The sequence below is a fragment of the Pseudomonas sp. GW-45 genome, from assembly GCF_056896675.1.
Genome location: NZ_CM167674.1, coordinates 3,768,129 through 3,788,191 on the forward strand (window position 1 = coordinate 3,768,129; position 20,063 = coordinate 3,788,191).

24 protein-coding genes are annotated in these 20,063 nt (G+C 56.9%); 12 read left to right on the plus strand and 12 right to left on the minus strand.

Annotated features, from left to right (window positions below):
- Positions 1-60 precede the first annotated feature (60 nt).
- Positions 61-855, minus strand: coding sequence for an SDR family NAD(P)-dependent oxidoreductase (locus tag AC1XYH_RS17760; protein WP_483324446.1), 795 nt, complete (start codon positions 853-855; stop codon positions 61-63).
- 173 nt (positions 856-1,028) lie between these two features.
- A complete protein-coding gene (gene wrbA, locus AC1XYH_RS17765) occupies positions 1,029-1,628 on the minus strand; it encodes an NAD(P)H:quinone oxidoreductase (RefSeq protein ID WP_483324447.1) in 600 nt (199 codons plus the stop codon).
- A 266-nt stretch (positions 1,629-1,894) separates the two neighbouring features.
- On the opposite strand from wrbA, the gene AC1XYH_RS17770 reads away from it, so the two are divergent.
- Entirely contained in the window at positions 1,895-2,635 is a 741-nt protein-coding gene (locus tag AC1XYH_RS17770) for an SDR family oxidoreductase (protein ID WP_483324448.1), read from the plus strand.
- Between the two features lie 18 nt (positions 2,636-2,653).
- Here the strand turns inward: AC1XYH_RS17770 and AC1XYH_RS17775 are convergent, their stop codons facing one another.
- The gene (locus AC1XYH_RS17775) at positions 2,654-2,872 is read right to left on the minus strand and encodes a DUF3820 family protein (protein WP_123888838.1); all 219 of its coding nucleotides are present in this window, start codon (positions 2,870-2,872) and stop codon (positions 2,654-2,656) included.
- A gap of 180 nt (positions 2,873-3,052) precedes the next feature.
- Here AC1XYH_RS17775 and AC1XYH_RS17780 point away from each other — a divergent pair, with 180 nt between their 5' ends.
- Positions 3,053-3,421 carry a glutaredoxin family protein gene (locus AC1XYH_RS17780; RefSeq protein WP_483324449.1) on the plus strand — a complete coding sequence of 123 codons (369 nt, stop codon included), beginning with the start codon at positions 3,053-3,055 and terminating at the stop codon, positions 3,419-3,421.
- Positions 3,422-3,436: 15 nt separating this feature from the next.
- Here the strand turns inward: AC1XYH_RS17780 and norR are convergent, their stop codons facing one another.
- The gene (gene norR / locus AC1XYH_RS17785; protein ID WP_483324450.1) at positions 3,437-4,978 is read right to left on the minus strand and encodes a nitric oxide reductase transcriptional regulator NorR; all 1,542 of its coding nucleotides are present in this window, start codon (positions 4,976-4,978) and stop codon (positions 3,437-3,439) included.
- A 145-nt stretch (positions 4,979-5,123) separates the two neighbouring features.
- Between norR and hmpA the strand changes: the two genes are divergently transcribed.
- From hmpA to AC1XYH_RS17805, 4 genes are all read left to right on the plus strand, one after another.
- Positions 5,124-6,302, plus strand: a complete 1,179-nt coding sequence (gene hmpA, locus AC1XYH_RS17790) for an NO-inducible flavohemoprotein (RefSeq protein WP_483324451.1) — start codon at positions 5,124-5,126, stop codon at positions 6,300-6,302.
- A 175-nt stretch (positions 6,303-6,477) separates the two neighbouring features.
- Entirely contained in the window at positions 6,478-7,932 is a 1,455-nt protein-coding gene (gene ccoN / locus AC1XYH_RS17795; RefSeq protein WP_483324452.1) for a cytochrome-c oxidase, cbb3-type subunit I, read from the plus strand.
- Positions 7,929-8,096: a hypothetical protein gene (locus tag AC1XYH_RS17800; protein ID WP_483324453.1), complete on the plus strand. Its 168-nt coding sequence runs from the start codon at positions 7,929-7,931 to the stop codon at positions 8,094-8,096. The genes ccoN and AC1XYH_RS17800 overlap by 4 nt, the downstream gene beginning before the upstream one ends.
- A 42-nt stretch (positions 8,097-8,138) precedes the next feature.
- A complete protein-coding gene (locus tag AC1XYH_RS17805; RefSeq protein WP_483326411.1) occupies positions 8,139-9,266 on the plus strand; it encodes an HPP family protein in 1,128 nt (375 codons plus the stop codon).
- Between the two features lie 11 nt (positions 9,267-9,277).
- On the opposite strand, the gene AC1XYH_RS17810 is transcribed toward AC1XYH_RS17805, so the two are convergent.
- The 3 genes from AC1XYH_RS17810 to AC1XYH_RS17820 are packed head-to-tail and all read right to left on the minus strand — an operon-like array spanning position 9,278 to position 11,237.
- Complete coding sequence (locus AC1XYH_RS17810) at positions 9,278-10,141, minus strand: LysR family transcriptional regulator (RefSeq protein WP_483324454.1); 864 nt, start codon at positions 10,139-10,141, stop codon at positions 9,278-9,280.
- 6 nt (positions 10,142-10,147) lie between these two features.
- A complete protein-coding gene (locus AC1XYH_RS17815; RefSeq protein WP_483324455.1) occupies positions 10,148-10,525 on the minus strand; it encodes a carboxymuconolactone decarboxylase family protein in 378 nt (125 codons plus the stop codon).
- A gap of 31 nt (positions 10,526-10,556) precedes the next feature.
- Positions 10,557-11,237, minus strand: a complete 681-nt coding sequence (locus tag AC1XYH_RS17820) for a spermidine synthase (protein ID WP_483324456.1) — start codon at positions 11,235-11,237, stop codon at positions 10,557-10,559.
- A gap of 124 nt (positions 11,238-11,361) precedes the next feature.
- Here AC1XYH_RS17820 and AC1XYH_RS17825 point away from each other — a divergent pair, with 124 nt between their 5' ends.
- From AC1XYH_RS17825 to AC1XYH_RS17835, 3 genes are all read left to right on the plus strand, one after another.
- Complete coding sequence (locus tag AC1XYH_RS17825) at positions 11,362-11,934, plus strand: TetR/AcrR family transcriptional regulator (protein WP_483324457.1); 573 nt, start codon at positions 11,362-11,364, stop codon at positions 11,932-11,934.
- 120 nt (positions 11,935-12,054) lie between these two features.
- The gene (locus AC1XYH_RS17830) at positions 12,055-12,471 is read left to right on the plus strand and encodes a PaaI family thioesterase (RefSeq protein WP_483324458.1); all 417 of its coding nucleotides are present in this window, start codon (positions 12,055-12,057) and stop codon (positions 12,469-12,471) included.
- Positions 12,472-12,512: 41 nt separating this feature from the next.
- Positions 12,513-12,929: a PaaI family thioesterase gene (locus tag AC1XYH_RS17835; protein ID WP_483324459.1), complete on the plus strand. Its 417-nt coding sequence runs from the start codon at positions 12,513-12,515 to the stop codon at positions 12,927-12,929.
- Between the two features lie 76 nt (positions 12,930-13,005).
- Here AC1XYH_RS17835 and AC1XYH_RS17840 read toward each other — a convergent pair whose 3' ends face one another.
- Positions 13,006-13,749 carry an SDR family oxidoreductase gene (locus tag AC1XYH_RS17840; protein ID WP_483324460.1) on the minus strand — a complete coding sequence of 248 codons (744 nt, stop codon included), beginning with the start codon at positions 13,747-13,749 and terminating at the stop codon, positions 13,006-13,008.
- 132 nt (positions 13,750-13,881) lie between these two features.
- On the opposite strand from AC1XYH_RS17840, the gene AC1XYH_RS17845 reads away from it, so the two are divergent.
- Positions 13,882-14,793: a LysR family transcriptional regulator gene (locus AC1XYH_RS17845; protein ID WP_483324461.1), complete on the plus strand. Its 912-nt coding sequence runs from the start codon at positions 13,882-13,884 to the stop codon at positions 14,791-14,793.
- 79 nt (positions 14,794-14,872) lie between these two features.
- Here the strand turns inward: AC1XYH_RS17845 and AC1XYH_RS17850 are convergent, their stop codons facing one another.
- The 3 genes from AC1XYH_RS17850 to AC1XYH_RS17860 all read right to left on the minus strand — a co-directional run bounded on the left by AC1XYH_RS17850 (position 14,873) and on the right by AC1XYH_RS17860 (position 16,508).
- Complete coding sequence (locus tag AC1XYH_RS17850; RefSeq protein ID WP_483324462.1) at positions 14,873-15,037, minus strand: DUF1328 domain-containing protein; 165 nt, start codon at positions 15,035-15,037, stop codon at positions 14,873-14,875.
- Between the two features lie 129 nt (positions 15,038-15,166).
- On the minus strand, positions 15,167-15,604 hold the full coding sequence (locus AC1XYH_RS17855) for a ferritin-like domain-containing protein (protein ID WP_483324463.1): 438 nt from the start codon (positions 15,602-15,604) through the stop codon (positions 15,167-15,169).
- Between the two features lie 73 nt (positions 15,605-15,677).
- Positions 15,678-16,508, minus strand: a complete 831-nt coding sequence (locus AC1XYH_RS17860) for a BON domain-containing protein (RefSeq protein WP_483324464.1) — start codon at positions 16,506-16,508, stop codon at positions 15,678-15,680.
- A 363-nt stretch (positions 16,509-16,871) separates the two neighbouring features.
- On the opposite strand from AC1XYH_RS17860, the gene AC1XYH_RS17865 reads away from it, so the two are divergent.
- The gene (locus AC1XYH_RS17865; protein ID WP_483324465.1) at positions 16,872-17,432 is read left to right on the plus strand and encodes a DUF4136 domain-containing protein; all 561 of its coding nucleotides are present in this window, start codon (positions 16,872-16,874) and stop codon (positions 17,430-17,432) included.
- A 21-nt stretch (positions 17,433-17,453) separates the two neighbouring features.
- Here AC1XYH_RS17865 and AC1XYH_RS17870 read toward each other — a convergent pair whose 3' ends face one another.
- The gene (locus AC1XYH_RS17870) at positions 17,454-18,410 is read right to left on the minus strand and encodes an AraC family transcriptional regulator (RefSeq protein ID WP_483324466.1); all 957 of its coding nucleotides are present in this window, start codon (positions 18,408-18,410) and stop codon (positions 17,454-17,456) included.
- Between the two features lie 460 nt (positions 18,411-18,870).
- Between AC1XYH_RS17870 and AC1XYH_RS17875 the strand changes: the two genes are divergently transcribed.
- The gene (locus AC1XYH_RS17875) at positions 18,871-20,037 is read left to right on the plus strand and encodes an efflux RND transporter periplasmic adaptor subunit (RefSeq protein ID WP_483324467.1); all 1,167 of its coding nucleotides are present in this window, start codon (positions 18,871-18,873) and stop codon (positions 20,035-20,037) included.
- Positions 20,038-20,063: the final 26 nt, after the last annotated feature.

Genomic DNA, 20,063 nt, shown 5'->3' on the forward strand with positions numbered 1-20,063 from the left:
TTTTGTGGCACATATGCTGAAAGCAGCCCCTGCCGTGAAGACGGTGGGGGCTGTTGCATTTCAGGCGTAGCGCGCAGCCGGCAGTTTGTGCGACAGGTTGGGTGCCAGCTGCATGCGGGCCTGCAACAGGCTCTGCCAATCGGCGCTGTTGGGTAGCGACGGAATAGTCACCAATTCACCTTGGTCGAACCCGCGCAAGGCGGCATCAACCAGATCACCGGCATCCATCATCATAGCGTCGAGCGAAGGATCGTGTGACGCACCGCTGCGTTGCCATATTTCCTTGCCCGTCATGCCCGGCAGCACCGCCTGGATCTGTACGCCACGATCGCCGATTTCGGCGTGCAGGCTTTGCGTCAGACTGAGCACATAAGCCTTGCTCGCAGCATAGACCGCGTTGAAGCGCTCCGGCAGAAGGGCTACCACCGACCCTAGATTAATGATGCCACCACGGCCCGTCATGCTGAAGTTCACCGCAGCAGCGCTAGACAGTAGCGTAAGGGCCAACACGTTGAGTTGCAGCAGGGCGGCGACGCTGTGTCGGTCGGACTCAACCAGTGAGCCGCTGAGTGAGACGCCGGCATTATTGACCAACAGGCTGATCTGCTGATCCCCGCGCAGGCGCTTTGCTACCCGTTCGATTGCCCGGGTTTCGCTGAGGTCGGCCGGCAATGGCTCGACGCTGACGCCGTACTTTTTCTCAAGGCGCGTGGCAAGACGCTGTAGTCGATCTTGATCTCGCGCCACTAGCAACAGATCGTGGCCGCGTCGAGCGAGGCGGTCTGCATAGGCGGCCCCTATTCCGGATGAAGCCCCGGTAACTAGCGCAGTGCCGGCTTGGCTCGCTGTGCCCATGCTGTTCTCTCCAAAGATAGGGGAATCAATATTTAAATTACGATTGTAATATTAGATAGATGTTGATCGTAATTCAATAAGAGAAAGCAACGCTGGATTGAGCGCTCGGCATGAACGCTTCTGTTTAAGTTGGCGCGGGGTGCGGCACCGGCACTTGGCCGGTGCCGGTAGGATCAGGCGGTGAGTTTCAGTAGGGTTTCTGCAACATATTTGCCCTGGTAACGAGCAATCGCCTTCTCGCGCTCATCGGGCTGGCGCGAGCCGTCACCGCCGGCGATGGTGGTAGCGCCGTAGGGTGTGCCACCGGCGCCCTGATTAATATCGAACAGCTCCTTTGCGCCGTAACCGATGGGCAGCAGGATCATGCCGTGATGCGCCAGGGTGGTCCAGGTAGAGGTGATGGTCATCTCCTGACCGCCGCCGGTGCCTGTCGAGGCAAACACACTGGCGACCTTGCCGTGCAGTGCGCCTTTGGCCCAAAGACCGCCGGTCTGGTCGAGGAAGGTGCGCATTTGCCCACACATATTGCCGAAGCGGGTGGGTACGCCAAAGATGATGCCGTCGTAATCACCCAGCTCGGTTGGGCTGGCTACCTCCGCAGCCTGATCGGTTTTGCCGCCAGCGGCCTTGAACGCGGCTTCGGGCATGGTTTCCGGTACCCGTTTGATGGTGACGCTCACGCCATCCACTTGCCTTGCGCCTTCGGCTACTACTTGCGCCATGGTTTCAATATGGCCGTACATGGAATGATAAAGCACCAGCAATTTCGCCATGGTCGTGACTCCCGAATTTAAGTGAGTAGCTACTGTAATGCCGTGGTTGCAGCCGTAAGGCAAAAGCGCACGGCGTCATAGGAACTACCAGCATAGAGCATGGTATCTACACGCGGGTTCCATAAAGTTTCGGGCCAACAGGTGAACAGGACCTTGGAGTTAGCCAGCAGGCCGGAGTTTCCGCGTATGCCTGTGCAGCTTTGTGTATTTGACTCAGCTCTCCAGACGCGCATGCTAAGGCTTGGTATTCAGCTGGAGGTAAGCACATGTCGAATGCAACTCAAAAAGTCGCGCTGGTCACCGGGGCCTCTCGTGGTATTGGCGCCGAGATTGCACGCCGTTTGGCGGCAGACGGTTTCGCGGTGGCGATCAATTACGCCAACAGCGCCGCTGCGGCAGACAAATTGGTAGCCGATCTGCGCGCCGATGGCGCCCGAGTGACAGCGATTCAGGCTGATATGGCGCAACCCGAGCAGGTGCGGGAGTTGTTTGCGCAGTGCGAACAGCAGCTCGGTTCGTTAGATGTATTGGTTAACAATGCTGGCATTATGCAGACCATGCCACTGGCCGATACCCCGGATGAGTTGTTTGAGCGTACTTTTGCGGTCAACGTGCAGGGCGTCTTCGGTTGTTTGCGTGAGGCTGCCAAGCGGATGAATGATGGCGGGCGCATCATCAATCTGTCGACCTCGGCACTGGCTTTGAAGATGCCGGGTTACGCGGTCTACAACGCCAGCAAGGCAGCAGTTGAGGCAATGACGCAGGTATTGGCGAAGGAGCTGCGCGGTCGCCAGATTACGGTCAACGCGGTCGCACCGGGTCCGGTGGAAACCGAGCTGTTTCTGGATGGCAAAACCGTAGAAATGGTCCAGCGCCTGGCGCACATGTCGCCGTTGGAGCGGCTGGGGCAACCCGACGATATCGCCGCTGTGGTGTCTTTTCTTGCTAGTACGCAGGGCGGCTGGGTGAACGGCCAGATCCTTCGCGCCAATGGCGGTATCGCCTGACCTGCGATCTGCCTGGGTTCAGCTGCGCGGCTTGCGTAGCGGGTCGAGCAGTGCGCTGAGGCCGTTGTGATCGATTTCCTGCATGAGTTGCAATAGCCGGCCGACTTCGCTTTTGGGAAAGCCTTCGCGGGCAAACCAGTTGAGGTAGTGACCGGGTAGGTCGGCGAACAGGCGCCCTTTGTATTTGCCGTAGGGCATCTCGCGGCTGACCAGCAGGAGCAGGTCTTCAGGTTTCATGGGTATGCCTCTGCAGTTGTCAGTATGGCGGCTATTATGCCGCAGCAAAGCGGGCTGAATCGAACGGAAATCGGCCTTGCATGACGCGCTCGTCAGCTGGACGGGCTTGTGCGCGCCGAATCCGGTAAGCTGCGCGCCTGTTTGTCTCCACCTATGCACTTGATGAGAGAGTCTTTATTCATGCTGTTGAAAGCCCTCCGCGTTGGCCTTGGCCAGCTAGTCATTTTTCTGAGTTTTATCACCCGCCCAAGCAAGATGAAGCGCGCGCCTGAAGCCCAGGCGTCCGTAGATCAGGCCGCAGCACAGTTAAGCCTGTATCAGTTCAACGCGTGCCCGTTTTGCGTGAAGACCCGCCGCACCTTGCGTCGCTTGAACCTGCCGGTCGCACTGCGTGATGCCAAGAACAACCCCGAAGCACGTCAGGCGCTGCTAGAGCAGGGTGGCAAAATTCAGGTGCCTTGCCTGCGTATTCAAGAAGGCGAGCAAACCACTTGGTTGTACGAGTCCAAAGCGATCAACAGCTATCTGGAACAGCGCTTCGCCGCCTGAGCTGCTGTACCTTGGTTAGACCCCTAGGCGTTTACGCAGGCGCGTGAAGTTGCCCCGGTCTAGCCCCAGTGCCTGTGCGGCCTGTGCCTGGTTGTTGTGATGCTGCGCTAACGCGGCTTCAATGCGGCTGCGCTGGAATTGCTCGGTAGCTTGACGCAAGTTGAGCCCAGCTGTGCCGGGCTGCTCGTGATCAGCCGTTGTGATCATGGGGGCTGATGGTGCTGCGCTGATATCCAGCATATCGGCGCTGATAGTCAGCAGTTTGCGACTGTCATCCTGAGTAAGGCGGGCGCGCAGCACCGCGCGGCTGATCAGGTGCTCTAGTTCGCGCACGTTGCCGGGCCAGTCGTAGCTCAGTAGCGCCTCCCGCGCATCAGCGCTTAAGCGCAAGCCGCGCAGGCCCATGCGCCGCCGATTCTGCTCAAGAAAGTGACCCGCCAACAGCAATACGTCCTTGCCGCGTGTCCGCAAGCTGGGCGCCTCGATGGGATACACACTCAGGCGGTGATAAAGGTCGGCGCGAAAATGCCCGGCCGCGACTTCCTTGTGCAGGTCGCGATTGGTCGCGGCGATGATGCGCACGTCCACCTGATGCTGCGCATCACTGCCCACCCGCTGTATCTCACCGCTCTGCAGCGCGCGCAGCAACTTGGGTTGCAGGGCTAGCGGTAGTTCACCGATCTCGTCGAGAAACAGAGTGCCGCCGTTGGCCAGTTCAAACTTGCCCGCACGTTTTTGTGCCGCGCCCGAGAAGGCGCCGCGGACATGGCCGAACAATTCACTTTCCACTAAATTATCCGGTAGTGCTGCGCAGTTAACATAAACCAGTGGTGAGTCACTGCGCGCCGAGCTAGCGTGCAGGCGCCGGGCTATCAGCTCCTTGCCGACACCGGTTTCGCCGGTGATAAGCACCGCCAAATCGGATTGGGCGACCATGTCGATCTCGCCGCGCAGACGTTGCATGGCCGCGCTCTGGCCGATTAACTCCTGCTGGCCAAGGTCGGCTACTACCGCCTGAGCCATTTGCTGATGCCGTTCGGCGCGGTCCTGCAGGCGGCTGATCAGGTTAGCGATTTTTACCGTGGCCTCGGTCAGACGGGCAAAGGCGCGCAGATCCTGCGGGTCGATACGGTCAAAGGCACCGGGCTGCATGGCGTCGAGTGTCAGTACACCCCAAGGGGCATCATCGACATACAGCGACAGGCCCAGGCAGTCGTGTACGTGTAGCTCGCCCGGGCGCTCCTGCACCAGGCCGTCGTAAGGGTCAGGCAGGGGCGAGTCGGCATGGAAGCGCACCGGCTCACGGCTGAGCAGAATTTTCGCTAACCGAGGCTGCGCTTCCACCTCGAAGCGGCGACCCAGCGTGTCGGTACTAAGGCCATCAATGGCCAGCGGCACCAGTACTGAGCCGCGCAGCTGTAACAGCGCAGTGGCATCGCAGGGAAATACTTGCCGTAAACCCTGCAGTAGATTTTGCAGTCGCTGCTGGGGCGGTAGCTCGCGCGATAGGTCGGTGGTGATGGCAAGAAACACGTCAGCGGTGGTTGATGTTGTCATAAAGACACCATGTAGTCATAAAGACAGCAATATTGCTGTTGTCATTATGACTCATGCTGAGCTGAAGGCCAGTAAAGATGCTGGTTTCTGGCTTGGCACGCGCTGTGCTCTGTATTTGAGTAAGCAAATGCCATGAGGAATCACCATGCTCTCGCAACACAGCAAAGACATCATTGCCGCTACCCTGCCTGCGGTCAAAATCCACGCTACTGATATTACCGGCGTCTTCTACCCGTTGATGTTCGAGCGCTATCCGCAAGTGAAAGCCTACTTCAATCAGGCGCATCAGCAACAGGGTACGCAGCGTCAGGCGCTGGCGAATGCCGTCGTTGCTTACGCCAGCAACCTGGATCGTCTGGAAGTGCTCGGCGACGCGGTCTCTTTGATTGTCCAAAAACACGTGTCGCTGGGCATTCAGCCGGAACATTATCCGATTGTCGGCGAGTGTTTGCTGGCGGCCATCCGTGAGGTGCTCGGCGAAGCGGCGAGCGACGAGGTGCTGGCCGCTTGGGGCGAGGCTTACGGTCAGCTGGCCGATCTGTTGATTGGTGCTGAAGAGCAAAACTACCAGTTGAACGCGCTAATGCCCGGTGGATGGCGCGGCGAGCGTAGTTTTACCCTGCAGCGCAAGGTACGTGAGAGCGAGGTGATTACGTCTTTTTATCTGGTGCCCAGTGACGGCGGCGCGCTGCCCGAGTTCAAGCCGGGGCAGTATGTTTGCTTGATTCTGCAGATCGATGGGCAGACCGTACGCCGCAACTATTCGCTGTCGGATTGCCCCGGCCAGCAGCACCTGCGCATCAGCGTCAAGCGCGAAACCGGCGGTGTAGTTTCACCTCATCTGCACGATCAGCTGAATGAAGGCGATGAGTTGTTGTTGACCGCGCCAAGCGGCGACTTCGTGCTGAACGACAACATGCGTCCGCTGGTGCTGTTGAGTGGCGGAGTGGGTATTACGCCGACCTTAAGTATGCTCAAACCGGCATTGGACAGCGGCCGTGAAGTGCACTTTCTGCATGCCGCGCTGAACAGCGAACACCACGCATTCCGCGCTCAAGTTCAGGCGCTGAAACAGCAGTACAGCAACCTTAAAGTGAGCTACGCCTACAGCAACCCGCTGCCGCAGGACGCGGACCAGCCACACGGTTTTTTTGATGCCGCCAAGCTGGACCAGCTGTTGCCGGCGGAGCGTGATCTGGATGTGTACTTCCTTGGCCCTAAGCCCTTTATGCGTAACTGTTATCAAGTGCTGCCGACTCTGGGAGTGCCTGCGGCCAACCTGCGCTACGAGTTCTTTGGACCTTTGGAAGACATGAGCGCCTGACCTACACACCATGCGCTATGGATTTACGCAGACGGGCAATCTCGTCTGCGTTCTTTTATTCAAAAATATCTTATTTAAATTCAATTATTATTGATTTGTTGTTACTTAAATTTGTCGGCAGACTAGCGCGGCCTTCAGTTCTGCCCGATAAATTTTAGAGTGCAACGGATCCTTAATGACCCTTAATACACCCACCTCCGCCAATCCAACAGCGCCGTTGTATAACTACGACGTGGTCCGCAAGTTCACTCTGATGACACTGGTTTGGGGCGTCTTGGGTATGGGTATGGGCGTGTTACTTGCTGCTCAGCTGGTCTGGCCTGAACTGACGCTAAACCAGCCTTGGAGCGCTTTTGGACGCTTGCGCCCTATTCATACCAACCTGGTTATCTTTGCTTTTGGCGGCGGCGCTTTGTTCGCTACGTCGTTGTACGTCGTGCAACGCACCAGCCGCGTGCGGCTGGTATCCGATAAGCTCGCCAGCTTTGTATTCTGGGGCTGGCAGGCCAGCATTGTGGCGATCATCATTAGTTATGCGCTGGGTTATACCACCAGCAAAGAATACGCAGAAATGATCTGGCCGATTGCAACCTGGGTAACCGTGGTCTGGATTGCCTATAGCTACCTGTTCTTCGCCACCATTGCCAGGCGCAAAGTTTCGCACATCTATGTGGGTAACTGGTTCTACGGCGCTTTTATCGTGGTGACTGGCTTGGTCCATGTGGTTAATCACATTTCCGTGCCTATCAGCCTGCTGCAGTCATATCCGGTATATGCCGGCGCCACGGACGCGATGATCCAGTGGTGGTACGGGCACAGTGTGGTGGGCTTCATTCTGTCGGTTGGTTTTCTTGGCATGATGTATTACTTCGTGCCCAAGCAGGCGGAACGGCCCATCTATTCGTATCGACTGTCGATCGTACACTTTTGGGCAATCATCTCTTTGTATATCTGGGCTGGCCCGCATCACCTGCATTACACCGCCCTGCCGGACTGGGCCCAGTCACTCGGCATGGTGATGTCGATCATCCTGTTGGCGCCCAGCTGGGGCGGTATGATCAACGGCATGATGACGCTTTCGGGTGCTTGGCATAAGTTGCGCACCGATCCGATTCTGCGTTTCTTGGTGGTGGCGCTGGCGTTCTACGGTATGTCTACTTTTGAAGGTCCAATGATGGCCATCAAGACGGTGAACGCGTTATCGCATTACACCGATTGGACCATCGGCCACGTCCACGCCGGTGCGCTCGGTTGGGTGGCGATGATCAGTATTGGCACTCTCTACCATATGGTGCCTAAACTGTGGGGCCGCGAGCAAATGTACAGCACCGTGCTGATCAACGCGCACTTCTGGCTGGCTACCATCGGCACGGTTCTCTACATCGTTGCGATGTGGGTCAACGGTATTACCCAAGGCTTGATGTGGCGCGCAGTTAACGTCGACGGCACGGCCACCTATTCGTTTGTCGAAGCGTTGGAAGCCAGCCACCCCGGCTATGTTGTGCGATTGATCGGTGGCGGTATGTTTGCCAGTGGCATGTTGTTGATGGCTTATAACGTATGGCGCACCTTGCGTGCCGCACCCAAGCGTTCAGCCGTTGACGCTACCCACGCGGGAGCTAGCGCGTGAGCCTCTATCTCTTGCTACTGGCTGTCGCCGTGTTTTGGCTGGGGGTTTCATTAAGTCAGCGCCGCTTGGTCGGCAGTGAGTTGGAAGAGGCAGCAGCGCTGCCGTTTATTGAAGAGCCGCAAGCCGATTCACAAGGCCGTTCCGGCGACCTGTTTCAAGCCTGAGGGTCTTTTACTTAAGGCGTCTGGCAATCTTGCATGAGTGATATGTTTTTGAGTTTATCGCGTCGTATCACCGGGATTATCCCCACACTGACCAATACCCGCCCACGGGAATGGCTGCGTGCCTCGGTGGGTGCTTCTCTGGGTATTCTGTTCAGCGTTTGGCTGTGCCAGCAGTTATTCGGCCTGCCCGTTGCGTTGCTGTTGATTGGCCCGCTGGGCGCTTCTGCCATTTTATTATTCGCTGTGCCCTCGGGTGCCCTAGCGCAGCCTTGGTCGATTCTGGGCAGCTATTTTTTGGCGTCGGTAGTCGCTACCGCGGTTGCTCATTATGGCGGCCATACATTGGACATGGCGGCGCTGGCGACGGGCGTCACACTGGTGTGCATGTTTGTGCTGCGCTGCGTGCACCCGCCGGGCGGCGCGGTCGCGCTCGGTGTGGTCCTCGCTGGCCCGGCGTTGCAGGCGCTGGGTGAGATGGCGATCTTGCCGGTCATGCTGAATGCTTTTGCGTTGCTGGCCAGCGCGCTGCTCTATAACAATCTGACCGGCGTGCCATATCCCAAACGCCCGGCGCCAGCGATTGACCTGCACCACACCAATGATCGCTCGCCAGAATTGCGAGTGGGCATTACCGATGCGGATATGGACGCGGCACTGGATGAGTTTGGCGAGTTTGTGGATATTACCCGCGAGGATCTGGCACTGATTATCCGCAAAACTGAGGGGTCGGCGCTGCGCCGCAGTATGGGCGAGATTCGGGCCGGCGATATCATGTCCCGCGATCTGCGCTGGGCAACGCCCGAGACCAGTGTGCGCGAAGCTTTGCAGTTGTTGCAGCATCACCGTCTGCGCGTGCTGCCGGTGCTGGATGCTGAGCTGAAACTGGTGGGTATTGTCAGCCTGGTGGATCTGTCTGATTTCGCGGGCCGCGCGGGTGGTCGTCGCTTTTTGCGTCGTGGCGGCGGTCAGAAAACGCCGCTCAGCGAGGTCATGAGTTCACCGGTGGTGGCAGTCGATCGCCATTGCCACATTGTTGATCTGGTGCCCATGCTGTCGAGCCAAGGGCTGCATTGTCTGCCGGTGCTTGAGCAGGGGCAGCTGGTTGGTCTGATTACGCAAACCGATCTGATTGCTGCGCTGCATCGGGATCTGCTGATGCATCTGAATTAGCCGGATGGCGGCTAGAGCGCAGGATTCCAGCGCTGTGACCAATCGGTGCTATCTCTTGCCGCTTCACGCAGCAAGCCGATGGCCTGTTGCAGTACCGGGGTGTCGCGCTCGCGGGAGTAAACCAGATAAGTAGGGAAGCTGAATTCCGGCGCCATTGGCACGCGTTGCAATACACCGCTGTCGAGATAGCTTTGTACTACCCGCGTGCGAAAGTAGCCCGATCCGCCACATTCCAGCAGGTATTGCAGCGCCAGGGGGCCGAGATTGAAGCTGAGTTCTGCCTTGGCTTTGTCGGGCAGCGCAGCGTCATGTTGGCGCCGGAAGCCTTCGCCCCAGTCGATATAGATATAGGGTTCCGGGTTCTGCGGCAGGTAAACCTGAATTAGCTTTTCTTCCAATAGCTCTTCTACCTGCAAGCCGGGCCAGTAAGCCGGTTGAAATACCAGTGCGGCGTCCAGCGTGCCTTGTTCGAGCTTGCGTAGCAGGACCGCGCCATCACCCACTTCGGTACGAATTGCGTGGCTGCTTATTTGGCTACGCAGTTTGCGTACCCAATGCAGAATCAACGGATTGTACAGGCTGGTTTCACCGCCCACGTGTAGTACGTTATCGAAGCCCTTGAGCAGCGGTAGATCGCGTTGCGCCGCCTCCCATAGCTGCACCATCTGATTGGCATAGGCAACAAAGGCTTCGCCGTCGGCGGTTAGTCTGGCGCCGGCGCGGTTGCGCACGAACAGGGTGCAGTTGAGCTGGCTTTCCAGGCTCTGCACCCGCGCTGTGATTGCTGCCTGGGTCACGTGCAATTGCTCGGACGCGGCAATCAAACTGCCGCTGCGCACTATTTCCAGAAAGGTTCGTGCCAGGCTTATATCCATTGCAGGTCAGGCGCTCTGGTAGCTGTCGATCACTTCCTGCGCAGCGCGGAAGGCATCAATGGCCGCCGGTACGCCAGCGTAAACAGCGCAATGCAGCAGCGCCTCGCGGATTTCCTCAACCGTGCAGCCATTGTTCAGCGCGCCGCGTACATGGCCTTTGAGTTCCTGTGGGCATTTCAGTGCGGTCAGCGCGGCCAGGGTGATCAGGCTGCGCGTTTTGCGATCCAGCCCTTCGCGGTTCCAGACACCGCCCCAGGCGTGTTCGTTGACGAATTCCTGTAGCGGCTGGCTGAATTCGGTGGCGTTGTTCAGCGCGCGATCAACAAACACATCGCCCATGACTTCGCGGCGAACCTGTACGCCTTCCAGTTTGCTGTTGCTCATGACGTTCTCTCCTATGTGTCGTTTATGCGGGTTATTTGCGTTGTGCGATCCAGATCGTGTGGCGGGTCCCGGTATTGCCATGTGCGTAGACCTGCTCTTCACGTGCTTTGAAACCCGCTTTGCTCAGGCGTTGGGAAAAGGCCCGATCCGCACTGGCTGACCAGACGGCCAGCGTGCCCTTGGGTCGCAGCGCGCGGGCGCAAGCCTCCAGCCCGCCGGGCGAATACAGCCAGCTGTTGGACTTCTGGGTTAGCCCTTCTGGCCCGTTATCCACATCCAGCATGATGGCGTCAAAACCGGCTGCTTCGGCCTTGAGCAGTTCGGCCACGTCCTGATTGACCACGTGGGTACGCGCATCGCTCAGCGGGTAACCCGATTTGGCTCCTAGTGCGCCCTTGTTCCACTCGATCACACCTGGCACCAGTTCGGCGACAATAGCCTCGGCGTCAGCGCCAAGATGCTGCAGCGCAGAGGCCAGGGTAAAGCCCATACCCAAGCCGCCAATCAAAACCCGAGCACCGGGCTTGCTGGTCAGGCTGCGACAGGGAATGGCCGCCAGGGCATCCTCTGATCCGTGGGTGCGGGTATTCATCAACTGCCCGCCCTTGCCGCCTTGAATCTTGATGACAAAGTCATCGCCATATTCAAACAAGCAGAGTGCATCTGCGGTACCAGGAATAGGTGCGGTATCAAGCAGGATGAAGCGTTTCATGGCGAGTCCAGACAGCTGATAAAGGCTGAATTCTAACAGTCGAGCCGCCGCCAGTGTGCCTGTTCTCTGCGATCAGATAGACTGGTCTGTATAAATATCGGCCACTTTTCCAGCAGGTAACGTCATGGCAGCAGCCGCCAAGCACCGCAATAGCATTATCACGTCGGCCATACGTCTGTTCCGCCAGCGCGGTTATGCAGCCACTGGCCTGAACGATATTCTCAAAGACAGTGGCGCACCTAAAGGCTCGCTCTATCACTACTTCCCTGGCGGAAAAGAGCAGCTGGGCGAAGAAGCCGTCACGGTTGCTGGTGCGGTGGTTGCCAAGACGCTGGATGAGCTGCGCGCCGAGAAAACCAGCGCTGCAGATATGCTCCGCGGCTATGGCCGGCTACTCGCAGGCTGGATGGCGCAGGCGGAGTACCGTGAAGGTTGTCCTATCGCCACGACGTTGCTGGAAACCACGCCGCAATCCCAGTCGCTGGCCAAAGCAGGGCAACTGGCATTTGCTAACTGGCGTCAGCCGTTTATTGAGCAGCTGCAGGCAGACGGTGTGCCGGCCGAGCGTGCGCAACGGCTAGCGCAGCTGATACTGATCACGGTGGAAGGCGCGATGCTGATGGCGCGCGTGGAGGCCAGTAGCCAACCCATCGTTCAGGCCTGCGACGACCTAGCGGATTTGCTTGAAAATAGTTGAGTCTGCCGCTCGCTCGCGCTTCATCCCTCACAGCCCTATTGGCGTTTTACTTAGCAGCGGTTTGACTTGGCTCTCATATTATATAGACTGGTCTATATCAAAAATAAGCCAGAGATCGCTATGAGCGAAACCGATATTCCCGAAGGATTCCAACTACACGACCGCCGCAGTGGTTTGACCGAACCTTGGCAGCCGATCTATCAACGCGCGCATGCCGATGGTTTGAGCTTGGGGTTGCGCGCTGGCACAGCCCACGTGAACAGCCGTCACTTTGTGCATGGTGGTTTGATTTCTGCCTTGGCGGATAACTCTATGGGGCTGAGTTGCGCCGGTCAGCTGGAGAATATCGGCGGCTTGGTGACGGTCAGCATGACGCTCGACTATCTGGATGTTGCGCGCCAGGGCCAATGGCTGGAGGTGCGTGCCAAGGTATTGAAGGCCGGTAAATCCTTGTGCTTCGCGTCAACCGAGATCTATGCCGATGACACCTTGTGTGCGGTCGCTCGGGGTGTGTTCAAGGTCGTTCAGCCTCGTTAACTCAGGCGCGAGTCGCCTTTCTCAATAGTGGAGTGGTCACCATGCAATCGGATAATAATGTGCTTGAGAAGCTCAGTGCAGTATCAAAGCTGGCGGCATTCAATCAGTGGTTGGGCTTAGAGGTGGTCAGCGCTGAGCCGGGCGCAGTAGAGCTGCATTTGCCCTGGCGAAGCGATTTTGGCCAATACAGTGGTTTCCTGCACGCGGGCATCATCGGGGCGTTGATCGACACGGCCTGCGGGTTTGCAGCGGGTACGCAAACAGAGCGGTTGTTGGCGTCGCAATACGCAGTGCGCTGTTTGCGACCTGCAGTTGCCGAGACCTTTGTCGTGCGCGGTTGGGTAGTAAAGCCAGGACGTCAGCAAATATTTGCGGCGGCGGAAATCTACGCGCTGGGCGATGAGCAGCGCAAATTGTTCGCCGTTGGCGATGCCATTCTTGTTCCTGTCGCGGCCTGAATCTTGGAGCAATGCGTGCTAAAAAGCCCCGCCAGCAAGTTGCCGGGCGGGGCTTTTTAGGAGGTGCTGAAACGCCTTAGAAATCTTGCACGGTGGGGCGTAGCACTATCTCGTTGATATCCACATCCGCGGGCTGCTCAATGGCGTAAGCAATGGCGCGTGCGACTGAGTCCGATGAGATGGCCTGTTGATAAAAGTCCTTCACGTTGTTGGCGCTTTGTTCATGCGAACTGCCAAACTTAAGTTCGGAGTCCACTGCGCCAGGCAGGATAGTGGTAGCACGAATCGCGCCGCCGACTTCGTGACGTAGACCTTCGGTAATAGCGCTAACCGCGTACTTGGTGCCGCTATAAACCGTGCCGCCGGGGCTAAATACTTTGATACCGGCTACCGATGAGATGTTAATAAAGTGACCGCTGTTCTGCTGCTGGAAAACAGGCAGCGCGGCTGCGATACCGTAGAGCACGCCCTTGATGTTGATGTCGATCATACGGTCCCACTCATCCACCTTGGTTTCGGATAGCGGAGCGATGGCCATCAGGCCAGCGTTGTTGATCAATACGTCGATGCGACCAAAGTGCTTAACAGCACCCTCGATCAAGGCTTGCACATCTTGCTGTCGAGTCACGTCGGTTTCAAACGCGACGGCCTTGCCTCCGGCGGTGGTGAGCTCTTCTACCAGTTGATCCAGACGATCCTTGCGGCGAGCGGCTAACACCACGATAGCACCGAGGGCAGAAAGATGACGTGCGGTGGCTTCACCGAGACCGCTGCTGGCGCCGGTAATAACGACGACCTTGTTGGCTATATTGTTTTGCATGAAAAACTCCAGAAATATGAGTGTCGGCACGGCTGGTTGCCTGACCTTGTTGGAGAGTATGGGAGCCAGCAGCTTGGCTTTGAATGAAATGCTTTGGATTGAACTATTCCAAAAAATGGAATAAAAAGGCCCATGCATAATCGAATTCAGTTACTCCGTATTTTCTGCAGTGCCGCCGAAGCTCCCAGCTTCCGGGAGGCGGCCAGCCGCCTGGGTACGTCTCCGCAAACCGTTACCCGCGCAGTGCAGGAGCTTGAAGAGCTGCTCGGCGAGCCCTTGTTTCATCGCAACACCCGGCAGATCCATATCACTGGTTTTGGTGAAAGCATGGCATTGCAGGCGCGTGAGGCGCTGGCGACCGTGGATGGTCTGTTCGCTCGTAATCGGCACGCGGCTCAGGCCGCAGACACTGTGGGCCGGGTCGGCATAGCCGCGCCACATGCGGTTGGGCGGCGGTTTTTGCTGACGCTTTTGCTGCCCTTGCTGAGGGAGCACCCGGGCCTGCAGCTGGATATTCGCTTGGATGATGAACCAACGGATGTTGTCGGTGCGCAGATAGATGTGGGAGTGCGCATCGGTGGTATGCAAGACCGCAGTTACATTGCCCGCGCGGTGGCACCCATTGGTTTTATGGTGGTGGCCAGCCCTGCGCTGTTGGAGCAGGTCTCAATACCCGCTCGGCCTGAAGAGTTGTTGGTGCTACCCCTGTCGGTGGTGATCGACCGGCGCACTGGTAAGCCCTGGCCGTGGATGTTTCGCGATAGGGATAATCTGCTGGTTCCCCGCCCAGCCTTTAGTTGTGACGACGCTGAGGCGGAGCTGGATGCGGTGCTTGCTGGCCTTGCGATAGGCCAAATACCCACCTACCTGGCACTACCCTATGTGCAAGATGGCCGACTGATACCGCTGCTGGAAGACTACTCGCCCGAGCCTGCGCAGCTCTATATTTATCGTCCGCAACGTGGCCCTATTTCAGCTCGCGTGCGTTTGGTTTATGAGCATCTGCGTCAGGCGTTTTCCGATCCTGGGATGTTCCCTCAATAAATTATTTTCGGGTACATTCTTGTACATAGCAGATACAAAAACACCCGCCTGAGCGGGTGTTAAGCGTTTGCGTCTAAGCCTAGAGCTTTGGACGACGCCCCATAATGAACGACACAATGAACAGCACGATAAAGACCAGGAACAGAATCTTGGCGATACCCGTAGCTGTGCCGGCGATACCACCGAAGCCTAGAACCGCAGCGATGATGGCGATGATCAGGAATGTAATAGCCCAACTAATCATGGTGTTTCTCCTTGGTGGCAAGCCGTTCGACGCTTCCGTATGAGGTTAGGCGCGCTGGCTCTTACTTCGTTTATCGCGGCAGGGCTCTTGCCCTGCCGTCGATGATGATTTACTGCTTGGCGTTTTTACTTACTTCTTCTGCGCTTTCTTCAGGTCACGCATGCGGTCATGGCAAGCGCGTACCTTTGGCATCTGGGTTGCGAGTTCGGCGCGTAGATCAGGTTCGTGGCCGTCCATCGCTTCTTCAAAGGCGTGCAGAATCCGGTCCTCGGCTTCTTCCAACTGTGCGATGTAGGTAGCGCCTTCATCGCTGGACAGAGCAGCCTTGGTGTCTGCGTAAACCTGACGTGCTTTGCCGGCAAGGGTGCCGCCAGTGGCAGGTTTGTCATGATTCGCCACGACTTTGCTTTGCAATGCAGCGATAACTTCAGTTTTGGCTTGGGCCATGTCGGTAAACAGGGACTTCAGCTGTACATCTTTTACTTCGTCACGCGCGTGCTCATAAAAAACTTTACCGTCGCGGGTGATTTCAATTAGCTCGTTCAGTTCGGATGTTTTGTCGCTCATGATCTATATCCTTCCTTTCAATTAGGTCAATTGTAGAGAATAAAGTGGCCGGCCTTGTGGGCCGGCCATTCGATCAGTTGGCAGTGCGCAGATTCTCTGCAGTCACTTCGTTAACGCCTTTGATGTTCTTGGCAGTACGGATAGCCAGGTCTTTCTCAGCGCTAGACATGGCGGTACCGCTCAATGCAACTACGCCATTTTTGGTGTCAACCGAGATATCCAAACCACTCAGGTTGCTGCTCAGCAAATAACTGGATTTGATCTTGCTGGTAATCCAGGCATCGCTGATTGCCTCACCAGCGTCATCGGCTGTGTTCTGTGCCTTGGCAGCCGCAGTAGCATCGGCATTGACGCGGATTTCGTTGTCAACGCGGCGTACGCCATCGGTGTCCTTGGCAAGCATGCCAGCCAGATCCTTAGCTGCTTCAGATTGCGCAGTACCACTCAGGTTAACTACACCGTTTTTGGTGGTGACGTTAACGTCCAGACCTTCGGTGTTGCTGTTCCACAATAGTTTGGACTTGATGGTGGCTGTAGTAGTCGCGCTGCTGAAGCTCTGTGACAGCGTTTGTTCGCCATCTGCGCTCTGCTTGGTTTCAACGTCAGGATTAACCGCCAGCTGGTTGTCTACTTTAGTGACGCCATCGATGCTCATGGCAACTTCTTCGGCCAGATCACGGTCAACGTCGTTTTCAACTTCACCGGTCAACTTGGCGACGCCGTTTTCAACGTCAACATCAATTTCGAAGGGGTTCAGGTGGCGATTCAAGGCAATCGCTGTCCAGACTGAACCTTCTTGGCGGGCTTCTGCCATGTCGCCGTCGTCTGCGTGGGCAGCCAGGGGCATAATGCCCATCAGGCTGGCGGTAGCGGTAGCAAGTGCGATTGTTTTCAACTTGAACATGGGTGTTTCTCCTGTAAATCGTTTTTTGTCCGTATCCGGCGTTGTTTTGCCTGCCGATGTAATTACTATTGCAGGGGCTGTGCCAGCTTTTTGTTTTTATATAAATACATTAAAAACAATCAGTTATGTTTTTCGTTTGGGGGTGTCTCGCTTGCGCTTTGCACGACGCCGCTGTTTTTGTCGTGCAAATTGCAAGGGCCGGACCGGTAATCATCGTTTGCCTTGGTCGGCAATGGTGACTGGCTCGGGTTACACTGAGTTAAATGTTGCTGGGCGGTACCTTGCATTGTGGTGTGTGCTGCTCGAAACCGGTGATGGGCGGTATTGTCCAATTGGTTATTGATCACTCTGTGGAGTCTTAACATGCGTCGTTTATTCTTGCTGTTGCCTGCTGTTCTATTGATTGCTGCCTGTCAGGGTGCTGCGGTGCAGCCTGATTACGATGTTTCCCGTAACTTTGGTGATTACCGCACCTGGCAGTTCGACGACCCCGCCGTTTCATCTCGCCCGGAAAATGATCCACGGCTGACCGGCGAGCTGACCAGTGAACGCGTGAAGGACTCGGTGAGCAATCAGATGGAGTTGCGTGGCTTGCGTCCACCGGCGGCAGGTCAAAGCGCTGACCTGAAGGTGAAGGCCTATCTCATGATCGAGAATCGTCAGGACAACGTGAGCACTAGCTTCGGTGGTTACTGGGGTACGGGTTGGGGCGGTTTCTGGGGTGGTCCATCGATTCAAACCCAGAGTGTTGACTATAAAGAGTTGATTCTGCAGATCGATATGCTCGACAGCAGCGATGGCAAGTTGGTGTGGCGTGGCAGTGAAAGTGAATCCATGAGTGAGCGTCCGCAGACCCCAGCCAAGCGTGAAGAACAGATCAACCGTTTGGTTGGTAAGATTCTGGGCAGCTTCCCGCCGAACTGAGTCGGCGGGGGTTGCTGCTCTCTACATGCTGGCGAGCATGGGTTGCTCGCCGCGCAGCTTGATCACATCCGCTCTGGGTGGCGCGCCAAACATACGCCGGTACTCGCGGCTAAAATGTGAAGGGCTTTCGTAACCCACGCGATAACTGGCAGTCGCGGCTTCCAGCCCCTCACTTAGCATCAGTCTGCGCGCTTCGTGTAAGCGCAACTTCTTCTGGAATTGCACCGGTGACATCCGCGTCACCTGCTTGAAACTATGGAACAGGGTGGATTCGCTCATGTTCACATCATCAGCCAGATCCCTCACCCGCAAGGGTTCGGCGAACCTGTCCTTGAGCACCGCAATGACCTTGGAAATGCGGTGCGCCTGACTGTCAGTAGAGACAAAGTCGCGCATGCGCCAGCCCATCTCGCCGATCAGCGCGCGGTAGATTATCTCGCGGCGTGCCAGCGGCGCCAGAATGCGACAGTCTGCGGGTGACTCGAGTAAAGATACCAGTCGCGTCATGGCCTCCAGAATACCCACATCTACCGGAGCCACACACAGTCCGCAGGAGGCAGCTGGGCAATCCCGTTGCTGGTCCAGTGGCGGTAGGGTGTCGCCTAACTCGAGCACCATTTCTGCCACCTCCTGAGGGTCTATCGCCAGCTTTACCGCCAGGTAAGGTGTTTCTGGTGAGGCATCCACCACGCAGCCCACCACGGGCAGCTCTACCGCAGAGATCATATAGGTCAGCGGGCCGTAAATAATCTCCTTGTCGCCCAGCTGCACTGTTTTGCTGCCCTGCGCCATGACGCAAAGAGAAGGCTCGTATACCGAGGAGCTGACGCTGGTCGGATGATCGGCGCGAAAAACCTGTAAGCCGGGTATGCAGGTGTCTTGAACACCTTCTTCCGAGGTGTGCTTCACCACGAGCTCCGCCAAGCGGCGACACATGGGCGCTTCAGGTTGCGCAAGCTGGGCATTGATGTCGATCATGCGTTAACACCTCGTTCTGGAGTTTCGCGATAGTATACGCAGGAAGAGTTAGGCGCTGATTACAGCCTGATGTAAATTGCAGGATAAGGCAATAAGCTTGCAGGATCGCGCAAATCAAAGGCTGGCGAGTGCCGTTTTGTTGTTAATGGGTGCGTATAAGCCACTTCCCTGCCCTATAAGTGCACCTTTTGCCGATTGCCTTTTTCTACGGAATAAACAGAATTAGGCAATTCTTGCGCAGAACAAGGATACCTACCCTACTATCCGCACGCGTATCTTTCTCTCCCATACCAGAACCCAGTTCGACCGGTTTGTTCTGCAGTCCTTTGAAAGCCTTCTGCATTGCCAACGCTGCTTATAGCGGCTTGGTTCCCGCGCCGGCGCCTTCCAAAGTTCTGTTGATACGAACGGGTGCTTGTTCTATTGCCGGGCCATTTTGTTCAGAGGGAGCAAAGATCAGATGAACACATTCACCTTTCATAAAATCAAACAGCTCAGCGTTGCGGGTCTGCTGCTTGCAGTGCTCGCGGGTTGTGATGCCAGCGGCCAAGAGACGGCGGCTGCACCACCGCCACCCGAGGTGGAAGTGGCTACTGTAAGCACCCGTGATGTCACTCTTTGGGATACTTTCACCGGACGTATCGCGGCGCCCGAAACCGTCGCGCTGCGGCCGCGTGTCAGTGGCTATATCGACAAGGTAGCCTTTACCGAGGGTGAGCTGGTCAAACAGGGCGATGTGCTTTTTGTAATTGATCAACGGCCCTATCAAGCCCGCTTGCAGATGGCCAAAGCCGAGTTGGAACGCGCCCGCAGCCAGCGGTTGCTGAGCAATCGTGAAGCACAACGCGCCGAGCAGCTGTGGGAGCGCCGGGCTATCTCCCGCGAAGAGCTGGATCAACGCAGCGCAGCGCGTGCTATCGCGCAAGCTGGTGTAGATTCCGCGCAGGCATCGTTGGATAACGCCAAGCTGGACCTGGCCTACACCGAGGTCAAGGCACCGGTGGGCGGTCGCATGGGCCGAGCGGAGATTACCCGTGGCAACCTGGCGACGGCGGATAACACTTTACTGGCCACGTTGGTCTCGGTTGATCCCATGTATGTGTACTTTGAAAGTGATCAGCAGACGGCCGATAACAACCCCTATGCGACGGCAGAGCATGCCGTTGTCCCGGTGCGGGTAGGTTTGGCTAACAGTGAGGATTATCCGCACGAAGGCCAGCTCGATTTTGTTGATAACCAGTTCAATGCGGCGACCGGCACGTTGCAGTACCGCGCAGTGATCGCCAACCCACAAGGTAGTCTGCGTCCCGGTCAGTTTGCGCGGGTGCAGATGCCGGTAGCGGCGGCTAGCAAAGCGATTCTGATTGACCAAAAAGCCGTGCTTACAGACCAGGATCGCCGCTATGTGTACCTGCTGGATGAGCAGAACCACGCTACTCGACACTTTGTGGAAACTGGCCGCCGGGTCGATGGTTTGCTGGTTATCAACAAAGGATTGAGCGGTGGCGAGCGTTTGGTCGTCAACGGGCTGCAGAAGATCCTCTTTCCCGGCATGCAAGTAGTACCGCAGCTAGTGGCGATGGCCAGTGCGGATCGACAGATCGCGGTGGCGCAGAACAGCTTCTAGCCGTCGGCCTTACCCAACCTATAACC

Bases quoted from the DNA above. Each gene is read 5' to 3' on its own strand.
- AC1XYH_RS17760 (WP_483324446.1), bottom strand. From the start codon at position 855: ATGGGCACAGCGAGCCAAGCCGGCACTGCGCTAGTTACCGGGGCTTCA.
- wrbA (WP_483324447.1), bottom strand. From the start codon at position 1,628: ATGGCGAAATTGCTGGTGCTTTATCATTCCATGTACGGCCATATTGAA.
- AC1XYH_RS17770 (WP_483324448.1), top strand. From the start codon at position 1,895: ATGTCGAATGCAACTCAAAAAGTCGCGCTGGTCACCGGGGCCTCTCGT.
- AC1XYH_RS17775 (WP_123888838.1), bottom strand. From the start codon at position 2,872: ATGAAACCTGAAGACCTGCTCCTGCTGGTCAGCCGCGAGATGCCCTAC.
- AC1XYH_RS17780 (WP_483324449.1), top strand. From the start codon at position 3,053: ATGCTGTTGAAAGCCCTCCGCGTTGGCCTTGGCCAGCTAGTCATTTTT.
- norR (WP_483324450.1), bottom strand. From the start codon at position 4,978: ATGACAACATCAACCACCGCTGACGTGTTTCTTGCCATCACCACCGAC.
- hmpA (WP_483324451.1), top strand. From the start codon at position 5,124: ATGCTCTCGCAACACAGCAAAGACATCATTGCCGCTACCCTGCCTGCG.
- ccoN (WP_483324452.1), top strand. From the start codon at position 6,478: ATGACCCTTAATACACCCACCTCCGCCAATCCAACAGCGCCGTTGTAT.
- AC1XYH_RS17805 (WP_483326411.1), top strand. From the start codon at position 8,139: ATGTTTTTGAGTTTATCGCGTCGTATCACCGGGATTATCCCCACACTG.
- AC1XYH_RS17810 (WP_483324454.1), bottom strand. From the start codon at position 10,141: ATGGATATAAGCCTGGCACGAACCTTTCTGGAAATAGTGCGCAGCGGC.
- AC1XYH_RS17815 (WP_483324455.1), bottom strand. From the start codon at position 10,525: ATGAGCAACAGCAAACTGGAAGGCGTACAGGTTCGCCGCGAAGTCATG.
- AC1XYH_RS17820 (WP_483324456.1), bottom strand. From the start codon at position 11,237: ATGAAACGCTTCATCCTGCTTGATACCGCACCTATTCCTGGTACCGCA.
- AC1XYH_RS17825 (WP_483324457.1), top strand. From the start codon at position 11,362: ATGGCAGCAGCCGCCAAGCACCGCAATAGCATTATCACGTCGGCCATA.
- AC1XYH_RS17830 (WP_483324458.1), top strand. From the start codon at position 12,055: ATGAGCGAAACCGATATTCCCGAAGGATTCCAACTACACGACCGCCGC.
- AC1XYH_RS17835 (WP_483324459.1), top strand. From the start codon at position 12,513: ATGCAATCGGATAATAATGTGCTTGAGAAGCTCAGTGCAGTATCAAAG.
- AC1XYH_RS17840 (WP_483324460.1), bottom strand. From the start codon at position 13,749: ATGCAAAACAATATAGCCAACAAGGTCGTCGTTATTACCGGCGCCAGC.
- AC1XYH_RS17845 (WP_483324461.1), top strand. From the start codon at position 13,882: ATGCATAATCGAATTCAGTTACTCCGTATTTTCTGCAGTGCCGCCGAA.
- AC1XYH_RS17850 (WP_483324462.1), bottom strand. From the start codon at position 15,037: ATGATTAGTTGGGCTATTACATTCCTGATCATCGCCATCATCGCTGCG.
- AC1XYH_RS17855 (WP_483324463.1), bottom strand. From the start codon at position 15,604: ATGAGCGACAAAACATCCGAACTGAACGAGCTAATTGAAATCACCCGC.
- AC1XYH_RS17860 (WP_483324464.1), bottom strand. From the start codon at position 16,508: ATGTTCAAGTTGAAAACAATCGCACTTGCTACCGCTACCGCCAGCCTG.
- AC1XYH_RS17865 (WP_483324465.1), top strand. From the start codon at position 16,872: ATGCGTCGTTTATTCTTGCTGTTGCCTGCTGTTCTATTGATTGCTGCC.
- AC1XYH_RS17870 (WP_483324466.1), bottom strand. From the start codon at position 18,410: ATGATCGACATCAATGCCCAGCTTGCGCAACCTGAAGCGCCCATGTGT.
- AC1XYH_RS17875 (WP_483324467.1), top strand. From the start codon at position 18,871: ATGAACACATTCACCTTTCATAAAATCAAACAGCTCAGCGTTGCGGGT.